15 protein-coding genes are annotated in these 15821 nt (G+C 60.4%); 8 read left to right on the top strand and 7 right to left on the bottom strand.

The genetic code is table 11. The features are described from left to right. Positions 1-178: 178 nt before the first annotated feature. Together quiC and ACM6I7_RS26660 are read left to right on the top strand one after the other, a co-directional pair. Positions 179-2080, top strand: coding sequence for a 3-dehydroshikimate dehydratase QuiC (quiC, locus tag ACM6I7_RS26665; protein WP_134787380.1), 1902 nt, complete (start codon positions 179-181; stop codon positions 2078-2080). A 102-nt stretch (positions 2081-2182) separates the two neighbouring features. Then, positions 2183-2860, top strand: coding sequence for a TetR family transcriptional regulator (locus ACM6I7_RS26660; RefSeq protein ID WP_027612854.1), 678 nt, complete (start codon positions 2183-2185; stop codon positions 2858-2860). 116 nt (positions 2861-2976) lie between these two features. Here ACM6I7_RS26660 and ACM6I7_RS26655 read toward each other — a convergent pair whose 3' ends face one another. From ACM6I7_RS26655 to ACM6I7_RS26640, 4 genes are all read right to left on the bottom strand, one after another. Then, positions 2977-3831, bottom strand: coding sequence for a shikimate dehydrogenase (locus tag ACM6I7_RS26655; RefSeq protein ID WP_414889563.1), 855 nt, complete (start codon positions 3829-3831; stop codon positions 2977-2979). Further along, the gene (gene aroQ, locus ACM6I7_RS26650; RefSeq protein WP_025108744.1) at positions 3828-4277 is read right to left on the bottom strand and encodes a type II 3-dehydroquinate dehydratase; all 450 of its coding nucleotides are present in this window, start codon (positions 4275-4277) and stop codon (positions 3828-3830) included. The genes ACM6I7_RS26655 and aroQ overlap by 4 nt, the downstream gene beginning before the upstream one ends. A 199-nt stretch (positions 4278-4476) precedes the next feature. After that, a complete protein-coding gene (gene trmA / locus ACM6I7_RS26645; protein ID WP_414889562.1) occupies positions 4477-5556 on the bottom strand; it encodes a tRNA (uridine(54)-C5)-methyltransferase TrmA in 1080 nt (359 codons plus the stop codon). Continuing rightward, positions 5553-6848 carry an NCS2 family permease gene (locus ACM6I7_RS26640; RefSeq protein ID WP_007963748.1) on the bottom strand — a complete coding sequence of 432 codons (1296 nt, stop codon included), beginning with the start codon at positions 6846-6848 and terminating at the stop codon, positions 5553-5555. The genes trmA and ACM6I7_RS26640 overlap by 4 nt, the downstream gene beginning before the upstream one ends. A gap of 224 nt (positions 6849-7072) precedes the next feature. Between ACM6I7_RS26640 and ACM6I7_RS26635 the strand changes: the two genes are divergently transcribed. Both ACM6I7_RS26635 and ACM6I7_RS26630 read left to right on the top strand, forming a co-directional pair. Then, positions 7073-7522, top strand: a complete 450-nt coding sequence (locus tag ACM6I7_RS26635; protein WP_097089283.1) for a DUF4879 domain-containing protein — start codon at positions 7073-7075, stop codon at positions 7520-7522. 67 nt (positions 7523-7589) lie between these two features. Beyond that, positions 7590-8141, top strand: a complete 552-nt coding sequence (locus ACM6I7_RS26630; protein WP_330207136.1) for a DJ-1 family glyoxalase III — start codon at positions 7590-7592, stop codon at positions 8139-8141. Positions 8142-8147: 6 nt separating this feature from the next. Here the strand turns inward: ACM6I7_RS26630 and ACM6I7_RS26625 are convergent, their stop codons facing one another. Continuing rightward, entirely contained in the window at positions 8148-9386 is a 1239-nt protein-coding gene (locus tag ACM6I7_RS26625; protein WP_258676111.1) for an MFS transporter, read from the bottom strand. A gap of 538 nt (positions 9387-9924) precedes the next feature. Here ACM6I7_RS26625 and ACM6I7_RS26620 point away from each other — a divergent pair. The 3 genes from ACM6I7_RS26620 (at position 9925) to ACM6I7_RS26610 (ending at position 12629) form a co-directional block, all read left to right on the top strand. Then, positions 9925-11367, top strand: coding sequence for a cytochrome ubiquinol oxidase subunit I (locus ACM6I7_RS26620; protein ID WP_027612845.1), 1443 nt, complete (start codon positions 9925-9927; stop codon positions 11365-11367). A 3-nt stretch (positions 11368-11370) separates the two neighbouring features. Further along, entirely contained in the window at positions 11371-12378 is a 1008-nt protein-coding gene (gene cydB, locus ACM6I7_RS26615; RefSeq protein ID WP_007963753.1) for a cytochrome d ubiquinol oxidase subunit II, read from the top strand. 83 nt (positions 12379-12461) lie between these two features. Next, positions 12462-12629, top strand: a complete 168-nt coding sequence (locus ACM6I7_RS26610) for a DUF2474 domain-containing protein (protein WP_007963754.1) — start codon at positions 12462-12464, stop codon at positions 12627-12629. A 75-nt stretch (positions 12630-12704) separates the two neighbouring features. On the opposite strand, the gene ACM6I7_RS26605 is transcribed toward ACM6I7_RS26610, so the two are convergent. Both ACM6I7_RS26605 and ACM6I7_RS26600 read right to left on the bottom strand, forming a co-directional pair. Continuing rightward, entirely contained in the window at positions 12705-13829 is a 1125-nt protein-coding gene (locus ACM6I7_RS26605; RefSeq protein ID WP_183784163.1) for a methyltransferase, read from the bottom strand. Positions 13830-13979: 150 nt separating this feature from the next. Further along, entirely contained in the window at positions 13980-14708 is a 729-nt protein-coding gene (locus ACM6I7_RS26600; protein ID WP_027612843.1) for a helix-turn-helix transcriptional regulator, read from the bottom strand. A gap of 330 nt (positions 14709-15038) precedes the next feature. Here ACM6I7_RS26600 and ACM6I7_RS26595 point away from each other — a divergent pair, with 330 nt between their 5' ends. Then, entirely contained in the window at positions 15039-15815 is a 777-nt protein-coding gene (locus tag ACM6I7_RS26595; RefSeq protein ID WP_414889561.1) for a ferredoxin--NADP reductase, read from the top strand. Positions 15816-15821: the final 6 nt, after the last annotated feature.

The following is a 15821-nucleotide window of genomic DNA, read 5'->3' as shown; positions in this document are numbered from 1 at the left end:
GGTACACTTTAAATTGCTGCTGAAGACGATGCAGCCAATAATTTCCTCACGATAAAAAACGTACCTCTGTAGGAGATGCCGAAGGCTGCGATCTTTGTTTGTGAAGATCAAAGGATCGCAGCCTTCGGCAGCTCCTACAGGGACGCGTGACAAGACGATCCCCATCGGGAGTAGAAACATGCAGCGTTCCATTGCCACCGTTTCCCTGAGCGGCACCCTGCCGGAAAAGCTCGAAGCCATTGCCGCCGCCGGGTTCGACGGCGTCGAGATCTTCGAAAACGATCTTCTGTATTACGACGGCAGCCCGCGGGAAATCAGGCAGATGTGTGCTGACCTGGGGATCGCCATCACGCTATTCCAGCCGTTCCGCGATTTTGAAGGCTGCCGCCGTGATCGTCTGGCGCGCAATCTGGAGCGGGCCGAGCGCAAATTCGACCTGATGCAGGAACTGGGCACCGATCTGGTGCTGGTCTGCAGCAACGCCTCGGCGGACAGCGTCGGCGACCGGCAGATTCTGGTCGATGACCTGCGGCTGCTGGCCGAACGTGCTGGCGCTCGCGGGCTGCGCATCGGCTATGAAGCGCTGGCCTGGGGCCGTCACGTCAATACTTATCAACAGGTCTGGGACATCGTGCGCCAGGCCGATCACCCGGCGCTCGGCGTGCTGCTCGACAGCTTTCACACCTTGTCGTTGAAAGGCGATCCAAGCGCGATTGCCGACATTCCAGGCGACAAGATCTTCTTCGTGCAAATGGCCGATGCGCCGATCCTCGCCATGGACGTCCTGGAGTGGAGCCGGCATTTCCGCTGTTTCCCGGGGCAGGGCGAATTCGATCTGCCGGGGTTCCTCGCGCCAATCATCCAGAGCGGTTACACCGGGCCGTTGTCGCTGGAAATTTTCAACGATGGCTTCCGCGCCGCACCACCACGGGCGAATGCCGCCGATGGTCTGCGTTCGCTGCTGTATCTGGAAGAGAAAACCCGTCAGCGCCTGGAACAGCAAACAACGCCGGTGGCCAACCGCGACATCCTCTTCGAAACGCCGCCGGCCAGCGAGTACAACGGCATCGAGTTTCTTGAGTTCGCCGTCGACGAAAGCCTCGGCGCCAAACTGAGCAACTGGCTGGAGCGCCTGGGCTTCGTCAAGGCCGGGCAGCACCGCTCCAAGAGCGTGAGCCTGTTGCGCCAAGGCGATATCAACCTGATCCTCAACGCCGAACCGTATTCGTTCGGCCACAGTTTTTTCGAGGCCCACGGCCCGTCGCTGTGTGCCACCGCTGTGCGGGTCAAGGACAGCGCCAGCGCCTTGGCCCGTGCCGTTGCCTACAAGGGCCAGCCCTATCGCGGACTGGTCGGCCCCAACGAACTGGAACTGGCCGCAGTGCGTGCGCCGGACGGCAGCCTGATTTATCTGGTGGATGAGGCGGCGGACGTTTATGGCACTGACTTCAATCTGCTGCCGAACGCACAGGCCCGTGGCGGCCTCAAGCGCATTGATCACATGGCCATGGCGCTGCCGGCCGACAGCCTCGACAGTTGGGTGCTGTTTTACAAGAGCCTGCTGGATTTCGAGGCCGACGATGAAGTGGTGCTGCCCGATCCGTACGGTCTGGTGAAAAGCCGGGCGTTGCGCAGCCGCGACAGCTCGATCCGTCTACCGCTGAACATCTCCGAGAATCGCAACACCGCGATCTCCCACGCGCTGTCGAGTTATCGCGGCTCCGGTGTGCATCACATCGCCTTCGATTGTGATGACATCTTCGCCGAAGTCAGCCGCGCCAAAGAAGCTGGTGTGCCGTTGCTGGATATCCCGCTCAACTATTACGACGACCTCGCCGCGCGCTTCGATTTCGACGACGAGTTCCTCAGCGAGCTGGCGTACTACAACGTGCTCTACGACCGCGACGCGCAGGGCGGCGAGTTGTTCCACGTGTACACCGAGCCGTTCGAGGGGCGCTTCTTCTTCGAGATCATCCAGCGTAAAAACGGCTATGCCGGTTATGGTGCGGCGAACGTTGCGGTCCGTCTGGCGGCGATGGCCAAATCACGCAGCGGCGCCGTGCGTCAGGCGAAGTTGTAGGAATTTCGTAAACGCGGGATTAAACACGAGCCGCGTGGCTTCCTTCACTGTGCAGCGCGGCCCATAATCGCCAACCTGTGCAGTGATGGCCGTGAGCCCGCAATGACAATGACTTCAGAACTCCCCGCTGCTCCCGTCGAATCCGGTATCGAGCCGCGCAAGAGTCGCAAGAACAACCCGGAAAAAACCCGCGAGAACATCCTGCAGGAGGCGATCGTCGAGTTCGTCCAGCAGGGCTTGTCCGGCGCCCGCGTCGACGCGATCGCCGAGCGTATCCACACCTCCAAACGCATGATCTATTACTACTTCGGCAGTAAGGAGCAGTTGTACGTCGAGGTGCTGGAGAAGCTTTACGGCGACATCCGCAGCACCGAAAACCGCCTGCACCTGGCCGAGTTGCCGCCGGTGGTGGCGATCCGCCGACTGGTGGAGTTCACCTTTGATCACCACGACCGCAACGTCGATTTCGTGCGCATCGTCTGTATCGAAAATATTCACAACGCCGAGTTCGTGAAGCGTTCGGACACGATCAAGGCGATGAACAATACGATCCTCGATTCACTGGGCGAGATTTTGCGTCGCGGTGCCGAGGAGGGTGTCTTCCGCGCCGGGCTGGACGCGCTGGATGTGCACCTGTTGATCAGCTCGTTCTGCTTCTATCGCGTCTCGAACCGCCATACGTTCGGTGAGATCTTTCAGATCGACCTGCCGGACGAAAGCATCAAGCAGCGTCATCGCGAGATGATCTGCGAGTCGGTGTTGCGCTACTTGCAGCCGTGACACCTACCCATTGTGGGAGCGGGCTTGCTCGCGAAGGCGGCATGTCAGCCTATACATCTGGCGCCTGACACACCGCTTTCGCGAGCAAGCCCGCTCCCACAGGTTCCTTTTGAGCTTCAGCCATTCATGCTTTGAAAATGCGCCAGCATCCGCTGTGCGTCCGGCACCACGCCGCTGAACAATTCAAACGCCTTCACCGCTTGAAACACCGCCATGTTGCCGCCGTCCAGCGTGCGGCAACCCAGCACGCGGGCGTTGCGCAGCAGTTCGGTTTCCAGCGGGAAGTAAACGATCTCCGCGACCCACAATTCCTTGCGCAGCAACTCCACCGGCACCGGCATGCCCGGCAGTTTGGCCATGCCCATCGGCGTGGTGTTCACCAGACCATCGGCCTGATTCAGCGTGCCCGGCAGATCACGTCCGGCGACGGCGCGACCGACGCCGAAATGGTGGTTGAGGTTGTTCGCCAGACTCTCGGCGCGCTCGCGGTCGACATCGAAAATACTCAGCTGCTGTACGCCTTCGCTCAACAACGCGTGGGCCACCGCCGCTCCCGCACCGCCGGCGCCCATCTGGACGACACGTTCACGCGCAGCGTCCTTCAGGCCTCGGCGAAAACCTTCGGCAAAACCCAGGCAATCAGTGTTGTGGCCGATGCGTTTGCCGTCCTTGAGCACCACGGTGTTGACCGCGCCAATGCCCCGGGCTTCCGGGGACAGTTCGTCGAGCAGCGAGATGATCGCCTGCTTGCACGGGAAAGTGATGTTCAGACCGGTGTAGTTCATCCGCTCGGCGGCCTGCAGCAAGTCGGGCAGGGCGTTGCTGTCGAGTTGCAACTGATCGAGGTCGATCAGCCGATACAGGTAGCGCAAGCCTTGGGCGTCGCCCTCATGTTCATGCAGTGCTGGCGTCCGCGAGGCTTGAATACCCGCACCGATCAGGCCAGCCAGTATTACCGGTTTACGGGTCATGCTGCGCGCCCCTTCAGTCGCTGACTGAAATGCTCCAGGGCCAGGCGATAGCCATGGCTGCCGAAGCCGCACATCACCGCCGTGGCGATGGCCGAGACGAACGAGTGGTGGCGGAACGGCTCACGCGCATGCACGTTGGACAGGTGCACTTCGATCACCGGCAACTCACTGGCCACCAGCGCGTCGCGGATTGCCACCGAGGTGTGCGTCCACGCCGCCGGGTTGATCACGATCCCGGCGCAGCGGCCGCGTGCCGCATGAATCCAGTCGAGCAATTCGCCTTCGTGATTGGTCTGGCGAAACTCCACGGCCAGGCCGAATTCTTCGGCAGCGCGGCCGCACAGAGCAGAAATATCAGCCAGGGTTTCGTGACCGTAGGTTGCCGGTTCACGAGTGCCGAGCAAGTTCAGGTTCGGGCCGTTGAGCACCAGAACGATAGGGGGCATGGGGGCAAACTCCACTTATTGTTTTTGGCTTGGGCCGAAGGTTTCAGCCTGTGGAGGTAAAATGTACCAGATGGTTACCATGGTCAATTGAACGGCGTTGCGTCCGACGTTTTATGTTCGGTGATCGCACAGATCAAGAAACTGCACCCACAAAAAAGCCGTCAATCACGACGGCTTTTTTTGTATTCGGCATTCGCCATCAACGCCGGGTCAGCAACACCCCGGACTCCATGTGATGCGTCCACGGGAACTGGTCGAACATCGCGCAGCGGGTGATGCGGTGCGTGTTGTGCAGTTGGGCGATGTTGGCCGCGAGGGTTTCCGGGTTGCAGGAGATGTACAGGATGTTGTCGAAGCGCCGGGTCAGCTCGCAGGTGTCCGGGTCCATGCCGGCGCGCGGCGGGTCGACGAACACGCTGCCGAACTCGTAGCTCTTCAGGTCGATGCCTTGCAGGCGACGGAACGGGCGCACTTCGTTAAGCGCTTCGGTCAGCTCTTCGGCGGACAGGCGCACCAGCGTGACGTTATCCACAGCGTTTTCGCTGAGGTTGCTCAGTGCGGCGTTGACCGAGGTCTTGCTGATTTCGGTGGCCAGTACTTTGCGCACGCGGGTGGCGAGCGGCAGGGTGAAGTTGCCGTTGCCGCAGTACAGCTCCAGCAGATCGTCAGGACGATCACCCAGTGCTTCGTACGCCCAGTTGAGCATCTTCTGGTTCACCGTGCCGTTGGGCTGGGTGAACGCGCCTTCCGGCTGGCGATAGCTGAACGTGCGGCCGCCGACCTCAAGTTGCTCCACCACGTAATCGTGGCCGATGACTTCGCGCTTGCCCTTGGAACGCCCGATGACGCTGACGTTGAGATCAGCCGCCAACTTCGACGCGGCCGCATGCCAGTGCTCGTCCAGCGGACGGTGATAGCACAGGGTGATCATCGCATCGCCGGCCAACGTGGTCAGGAACTCCACCTGGAACAGCTTGTGGCTCAGCGCCGAACTGGCCTGCCATGCCGCCTTGAGCTGCGGCATCAACTGGTTGATGCGCAGGCTGGCAATCGGGAACTCTTCGATCAGGATCGGCGTGCGTTTGTCGTCCTGGGAAAACATCGCGTAGTGCCGCTCACCGGCCTCGCGCCACAGGCGAAATTCCGCGCGCAGGCGGAAGTTCTGCAGCGGCGAGTCGAACACGGTCGGCTCTGGTGCATCGAACGGGGCCAGCAGGTCACGCAAACGCGTGACCTTGTCTTCGAGCTGAGTGGCGTAGGCCTGGGAATCGAAAGTCATGCGTTGAACCAACCCAACTTGATCACAAACAGAATCGACAGAATCACCAGCGCCGGGTTCAGCTCACGGGCGCGGCCCGACAGCAGCTTGATCACGGTCCAGGAGATGAAACCGAAGGCGATGCCGTTGGCGATCGAGTAGGTGAACGGCATGGCCAGCGCGGTGACCACGACCGGTGCGGCGACGGTGATGTCTTCCCAGTCTATTTCCGCCAGACCGGAAGTCATCAGCACGGCGACGAACAGCAGCGCCGGAGCGGTGGCGAACGCCGGAACGCTGGCCGCCAGTGGCGAGAAGAACAGCGCCAGCAGAAACAGGATCGCCACGACGATCGCCGTCAGCCCGGTACGGCCACCAGCACTCACGCCGGCCGCGGATTCGATGTAGCTGGTGGTGGTCGAAGTACCCAGCAGCGAGCCGGCCATCGCCGCGGTGCTGTCGGCGATCAGTGCCCGGCCCATTTTCGGCATGTGGCCGTCCTTGCCCATCAGTCCGGCGCGTTTGGCGACGCCGATCAGGGTGCCGGAGTTGTCGAACAGGTCGACGAACAGGAAGGCGAAGATCACGCTGACCAGACCGATGTCCAGCGCGCCCTTGATGTCCAGTTGCATGAAGGTCGGGGCCAGCGAAGGTGGCATCGAGGTCACGCCGCCGAACGGGGTGAAGCCCATGGCGATGGAAATGATGGTCACTGCCAGAATGCCGATCAGCACTGCGCCGCGCACTTTCAGCGCTTCGAGGGCGACGATCAGGGCGAAGCCGAGGGTGGCGAGGATCGGCGCGGGGGCTTTCAGGTCACCGAGGCCGACCATGGTCGCCGGGTTGCTGACCACGATGCCCGCGTTGTGCAGGGCGATCAGCGCCAGGAACAGGCCGATACCGGCGGCAATCGCCGAGCGCAGCGGCAGCGGGATGCTGTTGATGATCCATTCGCGGATGCGGAAGATCGACAGCAGGAAGAAGCACACTGCCGAGATGAACACCGCGCCCAGCGCCACTTGCCAGGTGTGGCCCATGTGCAGGACCACGGTGTAAGTGAAGAAGGCGTTCAGGCCCATGCCCGGGGCGAGGGCGATCGGGTAGTTGGCGATCAGGCCCATGATGGTCGAGCCGATGGCGGCTGCCAGACAGGTGGCGACGAACACCGCGCCCTTGTCCATGCCGGTCTCGCCGAGGATGCTCGGGTTGACGAACAGAATGTAGGCCATGGCCAGGAAGGTCGTGACGCCCGCCAGAATCTCGGTACGCACGTTGGTGTTGTGTGCCTTGAGTTGAAACAGCCTTTCCAGCATGTCTGCTCCCCGTGGCGCGCGCGGCGCCGTGAATGTATCGACCTCAACAGCAAAGCACAGACCGTCGCAAGCGCCTGGGATTTTGTGGTGGGCCGGAAAAAGCCGCGCATCATACCAGCAGCGTGAGGAATATGGCGGTTGTTGGTGCCGAACGTCGTCGAAGTTTTGCCACAAGGCCAACTGCGCCATACTGCGCGCTGAATTTTTCGGGGAAACGTGATCACATGGGCAAGCGCTGGATAAAGGCTTTCGGGGTAGTGGCCGGGCTGATGGCCGGGTCGACGGCGGCGCTGGCAGCTTCGGCGCCACCGTTGACTGAAGTGAAGGTGATCAAGGTTCAATCGCCGGCCTGTGGTCTGGAAGACATCGGCGATAACCAGCCGCAAACCCAATGCGATCACAGCGGCCCGAGCATCAAGGTGTTCGTGCTGGAAATCGGCTATGGCCAGAACCAGCCGCATGCCACGCTCGATGGTTTTGAAGTCAACGGCACCCGGGCGCCGGTGTGCGCCTTTGATAACGGCAACCTGACTGAGTGCAAGCCTGGCAGCAACACCGTCGGCTCACTGTATACCTTTGATCTGGCGGGCAAGCAGGAAGGCACCTTCACCTTCAGTAACACCTCGATCAACGCGCCACGCAACACCCTGTCGGCCCAGCTTTACATCAAGTAACGGCTGTCATCGAACAGGGCAAGGCAAAGCTGACTACGCTTGAAAGATCACCCAGCGGATAGCGCCCATGACCTTTAGAGCCCTGATTACCCTCGCCGAGGGCATTGATGATCTGCAAAGCGTGACCCTGATCGACGTGCTGCGCCGCGCCGGCGTCGAAGTCGTGGCGGCCAGCATCGAAGGCCGGCGCATGCTGACCTGCGCGCGCGGTACGCGCCTGACAGCGGACGGCATGCTGGTTGATGTATTGGCGCAGACCTTCGACCTGATCGTCCTGCCCGGTGGTGCCGTCGGCGCCCAACATCTCGCGGCGCATCAGCCGCTGCAGCAATTGCTCAAGGACCAGGCCAGCGCCGGCCGCCTGTTCGCCGCCATCGGCGAAGCCCCGGCCATTGCCCTGCAAGCCTCAGGCGTATTACGCCAACGGCGCATGACCTGCCTGCCGAGTGCCAGTCATCAATTGTCGGGCTGTACGTTTGTTGATCAACCGGTGGTGGTCGACGGCAATTGCATCACCGCCCAAGGCTCCGGTGGCGCACTGGCGTTTGCCCTGACGCTGGTGGAGCAGCTTGGTGGCAAGGCGTTACGGGCGAAAGTGGCGGGGGAGATGCTGGTGTGACGAGAGTCAGACCTTCGCCTCTTCCACCGGCACATGCATCCGGTCGCGGTTGGCCAGGGTCGGGAACAGTTTGATCCACGTTCCGGTGACCACCAGCGTGCCGATCCCGCCCATCACCACCGCCGGGACGGTGCCGAACCAGTGCGCGGTGAGGCCGGATTCGAATTCGCCCAACTGGTTCGAGGCGCCGATGAACAGGCCGTTCACCGCGCTGACCCGGCCGCGCATTTCGTCCGGGGTTTCCAGTTGCACAAAGGAGGCGCGGATCACCATGCTGATCATGTCCGCCGCGCCGAGCACCACCAGCACCGCCAGCGAGAACCAGAACGAGGTCGACAGACCGAAGGCGATGGTTGCGACGCCGAACACGCCAACGGCGGTGAACATCACCCGGCCAACGTTGCGTTCGACGGAGAACCGGGCGAGGAACAGTGACATCCCCAACGCGCCAACCGCCGGCGCCGAACGCAGCAGCCCCAGGCCCCAAGGCCCGGTGAGCAGGATGTCCTTGGCGAACACCGGCAGCAACGCGGTGGCGCCACCGAGCAACACCGCGAACAGATCCAGCGAGATCGCCCCGAGGATGTCCGGGCGGCTGCGAATGAAGCGGATGCCTGCCAACAACGAATCCAGTGTGGCTTTGCCTTTGTTCAGCGGCGTCTGTCGTGCGGGCAGGTTGAGCATCAAGGTGCAGGCGATGACATAGAGCAACACCGTCGGGCCGTAGACCCAGACACTGCCAAACGCGTAAAGCAAGCCACCGAGGGCAGGAGCGACAATGGTGGCTGACTGTTGAGCCGACTGCGCTGCGGCGACCGCCCGTGGAAACAGGGCGCTGGGCACGATACTTGGCAGCAGCGCCTGGGTCGTCGGCATCTCGAAGGAGCGCGCCGCACCGAGCAGGAAGGCGAGGATAAAGATCATTTCCCGGGTGACGTGGTCGGTCGCACTGCCGATGGCCAGTGCCAGGGCAATCAACGCCTGCAACGACTGACAGATCGCCGCGACCCGGCGTCGGTCATAGCGGTCGGCGACATGCCCGGTGTGCAGCATGAACAGCACCCGTGGTGCGAATTCCACCAGCCCGACCAGCCCCAGGTCGAGCACGTTGCCGGTGAGTTGATACAGATTCCAGCCGATCGCCACGGTAAGCATCTGAAAGCCACTGGCGGTAAAGATCCGGGCGAACCAGAACGCAAGAAAAGGACGATGGTGACGTAACAGCAGGGGCTCTTGGCTGGGCATCTGAAGGCAGGTCTGGCTCGAAGGGGAACGTCGAGGTTATCACCAGTCTGTAACAGGAAGTTGCTATGACAAAAAATTTAGTTAGCCAGACATCTATCGCTCCCTGGCATACCTCATCTCAATGTGGTGAGGAGATTTATCCCCGATCGGCTGCGCAGCAGTCGTAAAAAATTGACGATGCACCAAAAGGCAGGATGTCTGTGGGGCTGCTTCGCCGCCCATCGGGGATGAATCCCCTCACTACAGGTCGTGCCGCTCTGGGGATGTATTTCAGAACGTTGCCCAGGCAATGAGGCAACTTGTCACGCGGCAAACGACCACGCCGTTCTTCGTCGGAAATGGGACTACTCTTTTAACGTTGCTTGATCCAGATCAAGACCCTCCCGGGCCATGCTCTGGTGGCCCGTTGGCCAGACTCCCTGCGTTGCGATGGCTGTTAAAAAAGAACGAATCAGAATTCGCCGCACTCCATATCCGTGGGGGCAGTAGGCAGGGGCCACAAGCCCCAATGCCGGTATTACCTGACAGAGGAAGACTTATGTTCGGTTTAGAGGCACTCGATCTCGCCCGAATTCAGTTCGCGTTCACCATCTCGTTCCACATCCTGTTCCCGGCCATCACCATTGGTCTGGCGAGCTACCTGGCGGTGCTTGAAGGGTTGTGGTTGAAAACCCATAACGACACTTACCGGGATCTCTACCACTTCTGGTCGAAAATCTTTGCCGTCAACTTCGGCATGGGTGTGGTCTCCGGTCTGGTCATGGCTTACCAGTTCGGCACCAACTGGAGCCGTTTCTCGGACTTTGCCGGTTCCGTCACCGGACCGTTGCTGACCTACGAGGTGCTCACGGCATTCTTCCTTGAGGCCGGTTTCCTCGGGGTGATGCTGTTCGGCTGGAACAAGGTCGGACGCAAACTGCACTTCTTCTCCACGGTGATGGTGGCGATCGGCACGCTGATCTCGACATTCTGGATTCTCGCTTCCAACAGCTGGATGCAGACGCCGCAAGGCTTCGAGATCGTCAACGGCCAGGTGATCCCGACCGACTGGCTGGCCATCGTGTTCAACCCATCGTTCCCGTATCGCCTGATGCACATGGCGACCGCCGCGTTCGTGGCCACGGCGTTCTTCGTTGGCTCGTCGGCGGCCTGGCACCTGCTTCGCGGCAAGGACAACCCGGCGATCCGCACCATGCTGTCGATGGCAATGTGGATGGCGCTGATCGTCGCGCCAATCCAGGCGGTTATCGGTGACTTCCACGGGCTGAACACCCTTGAGCATCAGCCGGCGAAAATCGCCGCGATCGAAGGCCACTGGGAAAACAAAGGCAACGAAGCGACCCCGTTGATCCTGTTCGGCTGGCCGGACATGAAAGAAGAGAAAACCAAATTCGCCGTAGAGATCCCGTACCTCGGCAGCCTGATCCTGACCCACTCGCTGGACAAGCAAGTGCCGGCACTCAAGGAGTTCCCGCCTGAAGACCGGCCGAACTCGACCATTGTGTTCTGGTCGTTCCGGGTCATGGTCGGTCTCGGCTTCCTGATGATCTTCACCGGTCTGTGGAGCCTGTGGCTGCGCAAGCGCGATTCGCTCTACACCTCGCGGCCGTTCCTGTATCTGGCGCTGTGGATGGGGCCGTCCGGCCTGATCGCGATCCTCGCTGGCTGGTTCACCACTGAAATCGGTCGGCAGCCGTGGGTGGTCTACGGGCTGATGCGCACGGCGGATGCCTCGTCCAATCACAGTTTCATGCAGATGAGCATCACCCTGATCATGTTCGTCGTGGTGTATTTCGCGCTGTTCGGTGCGGGGCTTGGCTACATGATGCGCCTGGTGCGCAAAGGGCCGAAAACCGACGAAGGCAAGGAAACCAACGAAGGTGGTCCTGGCCAGAAACGCACTCCGGCTCGGCCGTTGTCCGCAGCCGATGATGAAGGTACCGACGCCGACTCGCAGCGCAGCCTGGAAAAGGAGATTTGACTCATGGGTATTGATCTTCCGCTGATCTGGGCCGTGATCATCATCTTCGGCATCATGATGTACGTGGTCATGGACGGCTTCGACCTGGGGATCGGGATTCTCTTCCCGTTCATCCCGGGCAAGACCGACCGTGACGTGATGATGAACACCGTCGCCCCGGTTTGGGACGGCAATGAAACCTGGCTGGTACTGGGCGGCGCGGCGTTGTTCGGCGCGTTCCCGCTGGCCTATTCGGTGGTGCTGTCGGCGCTGTACCTGCCGTTGATCTTCATGCTGATCGGCCTGATTTTCCGCGGCGTGGCGTTCGAGTTCCGCTTCAAGGCCAAGGACGACAAGCGTCACCTGTGGGACAAGGCGTTCATCGGCGGCTCGGTGGCGGCGACGTTCTTCCAGGGCGTGGCACTCGGGGCTTTCATCGACGGTTTGCCGGTGGTCAATCGGCAATACGCCGGTGGTTCACTGGACTGGCTGACACCGTTCACCCTGTTCTGCGGCGCCGCGCTGGTGGTGGCCTATGCCTTGCTCGGTTGCACCTGGTTGATCATGAAGACCGAAGGCAAGTTGCAGGAGCAGATGCACAACCTCGCGCGGCCGCTGGCATTCGTGCTGTTGGCGGTGATCGGCATCGTCAGTCTGTGGACGCCGCTGGCTCACCCCGAGATCGCGACACGCTGGTTCAGCATGCCGAACCTGTTCTGGTTCATGCCGGTGCCGATTCTGGTGCTGGTGACGCTGTACGGGCTGATCCGCGCGGTGGCGCGCAATGCCAACTACATGCCGTTTTTGCTGACCCTGGTGCTGATTTTCCTCGGCTATAGCGGTCTGGGCATCAGCCTGTGGCCGAACATCGTGCCGCCGTCGATCTCGATCTGGGACGCCGCCGCACCGCCGCAGAGCCAGGGCTTCATGCTGGTCGGCACGCTGTTCATCATCCCGTTCATCCTGGGTTACACCTTCTGGAGCTACTACGTGTTCCGCGGCAAGGTCACCCATGAAGACGGTTACCACTGATCTCTCGCTCTGCTCACCTTGTGAGAGCAAGCCGTCTCGCGGTGGCGTCCTCAGCGACGCCATCGCCCAAGAGGAACGATGCAATGAACGGCAAACATTCCCTGCACGAGATTGAAGAAGCCGAAAAAAAGCCGCTGTGGCAGCGGCTCGGCTGGTTGGCCCTGATCTGGATCGGTAGCGTCGGCGCGCTGTTCATTGCCGCCAGCCTGATGCGCCTGTTCATGAACGCGGCCGGCCTGACCACACACTGAAACATCCCGTCCCGCTGCCCTTGGGCACGGTTTTATGACCCTCCGCATTGCGGAGGGTTTTTTTTGCCTGACGCTTTACTTGCGGGCTTTGAGAATCACGAATTTCGGTGTGGCTGCCACTTGCTCGACGCCACGGAACAGCCGCGCCAGTTTGCTGTGATAACCCAGGTGCCGGTTGCCGACGATGTACAACGCACCGCCCACCACCAGCGCCTCGCGGGCTTGCTGGAACATGCGCCAGGCGAGGAAGTCACCCACCACCTGTTGTTGATGGAACGGCGGATTGCACAGCACCACATCCAGCGATTGCGGCGCCTGTCCGGCCAGACCATCGCCAGCGCGCACGAGCACTTCGCGCTCGCCCAGCGCGGCGCGCCAGTTCTCGGCGGCCGATTGCACGGCCATGAACGATTCGTCGACCAGCGTGTAGTGCGCGTCGGGGTTGTGCAGGGCGCTGGCGATGGCCAGGACGCCGTTACCGCAACCAAGGTCGGCGACCCGGGCGCTGCCGAGGTTTTTTGGCAGGTGCGGGAGGAAGGCCCGGGTGCCGATGTCCAGACCTTCACGGCAGAACACGTTGGCGTGGTTGAGCAATTCGATGGCCGGCTCGTCCAGTTGATAACGCGAAGGGTAGGGCGAGGTCGCCGGGGCTTTGGCTTCAGGCGTTGCGATCAACAGGCGAGCTTTCTTCACCGCCAGTGAAGCCTGTACCGGGCCAATGTAACGCTCCAGCAGATCACCGGCTGCGCGCGGCAAATGCTTGATCATGGCCGCTGCCACCACTTCGGCGCCGGGTGCCAGTAGCCCTTGCAGGCGGATCAGTTGCTCTTCCAGCAATGCCAGCGTCTTGGGCACGCGGATCAGCACCCGGTCGAACGGCCCGATCAACGGCTCACTGGCCGCAATCCCGCGCACGGCATCAAATGCCAGGCCGTTGCGTACCAAGTTCTTTTCCAGGCCCTGGAATGCGAGAAACGAGTCGCCACTGCTGCTGACCTGAACCTTGCCTGCCAGACTCGCCGCCAGCGCTCCGAAGCTGTCATTGAGTACCAACACCCGGGTGTCTGCCGCCGGTTGTTGCGCGGCCAGATGATTGAGCAGGTATTCGTCAGCCGCATCGAACGCTTGCAGAGGTTCATTCTGCTGCTCGGGCTGGCGGATCAGGTCGAGTTGGGCAAAGGGTGTTTCGAGCAAGGGCATCGGGCGAGAACTCTGGTTATTCAACGGGTGGCCCGCAGCCCAGGGCGTCGCGCGGCGGAACCATCCGAGTGGACTGCGGCGTGCGGCGCACGTCATCACTCAGGAAGGTTGCAAATGGTACGTTTTTTTCCGTTGAAATACTCGCAGCTTTTAGTGGGCGGGCATGTCGAGAAGGCCGCAACTCTTGGCGGCAATGACCGCAGAAATCTTGTTGCAGACGTTCAGTTTGAGAATCACGTTTTGCACGTGGTAATTCACCGTCCGCTCGCTCAGGCAGAGGATCCTGGCAATCTCATAGGCCGTCTTGCCGAGCGCCGAGAGCTTGAGCACTTCCAGTTCTCGCGGTGAAAGGCGTGGGGGGACGGGCTTTTTGGCCGGTTTGGGCAAGGTTTTGGCGAACAGGTCACTCAGGTGGCTGGTTGCGTAAAACATATAGCCAAAATGCTCGTATAACTCGAGCGGACTTAATGGACCGTTTTTCCTGGCAAGGCTCAGGGTGCTGCACAGCCCGCTGTCTTCGTGGTGGAACGACTGGGACCAACCGTGTCGCAACCCATGCCTCTGTTGCGCGTCCCACAGCGACAAGGTTTGCGAAAACACGTCCTCGGTCCAGACAATCGGCAGCATTGAATGACTGCAGTGTGCTACTACCGGGTCGATTTTTCTGTAGTTTTGTCTTTCATAAAGTTGGTTCCACTCTTTCGGATAGTTATTGATTTGCAAGGTCTTTAAGTCAGCGTTCCGATTGTTTGATGTCAATGAGATGGCACAAAAATTGAAGCCAATATTTTGAGCGAATCGCAGCAAGATCGGATAAGCGGTCTCTATTTCTCTTGCGAAAGTCAGTTGCTTTAATTGCGACTCCTTCCACATTTCCATCACTCACTCTCCATGAGTCGTTCGTCGGGTGCTTTTTATGGATCCAATCGGATCCTGCACGCAACCGAGTGTAGGACAAGTCTTACAAATGGCGTTGAATTTTTTTGCTCTTGGAGGGGGCGGTTAGTTGCTGGAAAGGTTATTAGTCATCAATAACGCGTTGGATTTAACCTGTCATTCAATCGGACTTTGAATACTGCTGTATTAACGGCATTTGGGTTTAATTCTCATTTTTTCGGGCGGTCTGAACGGTAAACCACTACAAAAGCAGTGGTGTTTATGCTCTGAGTTTGCGCGAGACTGTCAGGGTCTTTTCCGTGGAGTGCCCCCATGACTGTCAGCGCAGATAAATTTACTGCCCAGACCTTGCTCGACGTGCAGCCTTTGACCCCCAGTCTGTTTACCCTGCGCACCACGCGCGATACGGGCTTCAGATTTCGCGCGGGACAATTCGCTCGCCTGGGGGTGACAAAGGCTGATGGCAGCACGGTCTGGCGTGCTTACTCGATGGTCTCTTCACCCTTCGACGAGTTTCTCGAGTTCTTCTCCATCGTGGTGCCAGGTGGCGAATTCACCAGTGAACTGAGCCGCTTGCAGGTCGGCGATACCCTGCTGGTGGAACGCCAGGCCTTTGGTTACCTGACGCTGGATCGGTTTGTCGACGGTCGGGATTTGTGGCTGTTATCCACCGGAACCGGCGTTGCGCCGTTTCTGTCGATTCTGCAGGACTTCGAAGTGTGGGAGCGATTCGAGCGGATCATTCTGGTGTACAGCGTGCGCGAAGCGCGAGAGCTGGCTTATCAGTCGTTGATTGCAGAACTGTCCGAGCGTGAGTACCTGGCAGAACACGCCCATAAACTGCAGTTCATTCCCACCGTTACCCGAGAAAAGGTTCCTGGTGCCTTGCATGGGCGTATTACCAGCCTGATTGAAAGTGGCGAGCTGGAGCGTGAAGCCGGCGTTGAACTGGCCCCCGACCACTCGCGCGTCATGCTGTGCGGCAATCCGCAGATGATCGACGACACCCGGGCACTGCTGAAGAAACGCCACATGAGCCTGAGCCTGACGCGGCGGCCGGGACAGGTGGCGGTGGAAAACTACTGGTAAAAAAAC

This window comes from Pseudomonas sp. IT-93MI4 (genome assembly GCF_949767635.1).
In the GTDB taxonomy this organism is placed as follows: domain Bacteria; phylum Pseudomonadota; class Gammaproteobacteria; order Pseudomonadales; family Pseudomonadaceae; genus Aquipseudomonas; species Aquipseudomonas putida_A.
Note: the sequence above shows the minus strand (reverse complement) of the source record. Positions and strands in the feature narration are given on the sequence as shown.

Coding starts and splice junctions, on each gene's coding strand:
- cydB (WP_007963753.1), top strand. CDS start 11,371: ATGGGTATTGATCTTCCGCTGATCTGGGCCGTGATCATCATCTTCGGC.
- ACM6I7_RS26635 (WP_097089283.1), top strand. CDS start 7,073: ATGGGCAAGCGCTGGATAAAGGCTTTCGGGGTAGTGGCCGGGCTGATG.
- ACM6I7_RS26640 (WP_007963748.1), bottom strand. CDS start 6,848: ATGCTGGAAAGGCTGTTTCAACTCAAGGCACACAACACCAACGTGCGT.
- ACM6I7_RS26605 (WP_183784163.1), bottom strand. CDS start 13,829: ATGCCCTTGCTCGAAACACCCTTTGCCCAACTCGACCTGATCCGCCAG.
- ACM6I7_RS26610 (WP_007963754.1), top strand. CDS start 12,462: ATGAACGGCAAACATTCCCTGCACGAGATTGAAGAAGCCGAAAAAAAG.
- ACM6I7_RS26655 (WP_414889563.1), bottom strand. CDS start 3,831: ATGACCCGTAAACCGGTAATACTGGCTGGCCTGATCGGTGCGGGTATT.
- ACM6I7_RS26660 (WP_027612854.1), top strand. CDS start 2,183: ATGACAATGACTTCAGAACTCCCCGCTGCTCCCGTCGAATCCGGTATC.
- ACM6I7_RS26620 (WP_027612845.1), top strand. CDS start 9,925: ATGTTCGGTTTAGAGGCACTCGATCTCGCCCGAATTCAGTTCGCGTTC.
- ACM6I7_RS26595 (WP_414889561.1), top strand. CDS start 15,039: ATGACTGTCAGCGCAGATAAATTTACTGCCCAGACCTTGCTCGACGTG.
- trmA (WP_414889562.1), bottom strand. CDS start 5,556: ATGACTTTCGATTCCCAGGCCTACGCCACTCAGCTCGAAGACAAGGTC.
- ACM6I7_RS26625 (WP_258676111.1), bottom strand. CDS start 9,386: ATGCCCAGCCAAGAGCCCCTGCTGTTACGTCACCATCGTCCTTTTCTT.
- ACM6I7_RS26600 (WP_027612843.1), bottom strand. CDS start 14,708: ATGGAAATGTGGAAGGAGTCGCAATTAAAGCAACTGACTTTCGCAAGA.
- quiC (WP_134787380.1), top strand. CDS start 179: ATGCAGCGTTCCATTGCCACCGTTTCCCTGAGCGGCACCCTGCCGGAA.
- ACM6I7_RS26630 (WP_330207136.1), top strand. CDS start 7,590: ATGACCTTTAGAGCCCTGATTACCCTCGCCGAGGGCATTGATGATCTG.
- aroQ (WP_025108744.1), bottom strand. CDS start 4,277: ATGCCCCCTATCGTTCTGGTGCTCAACGGCCCGAACCTGAACTTGCTC.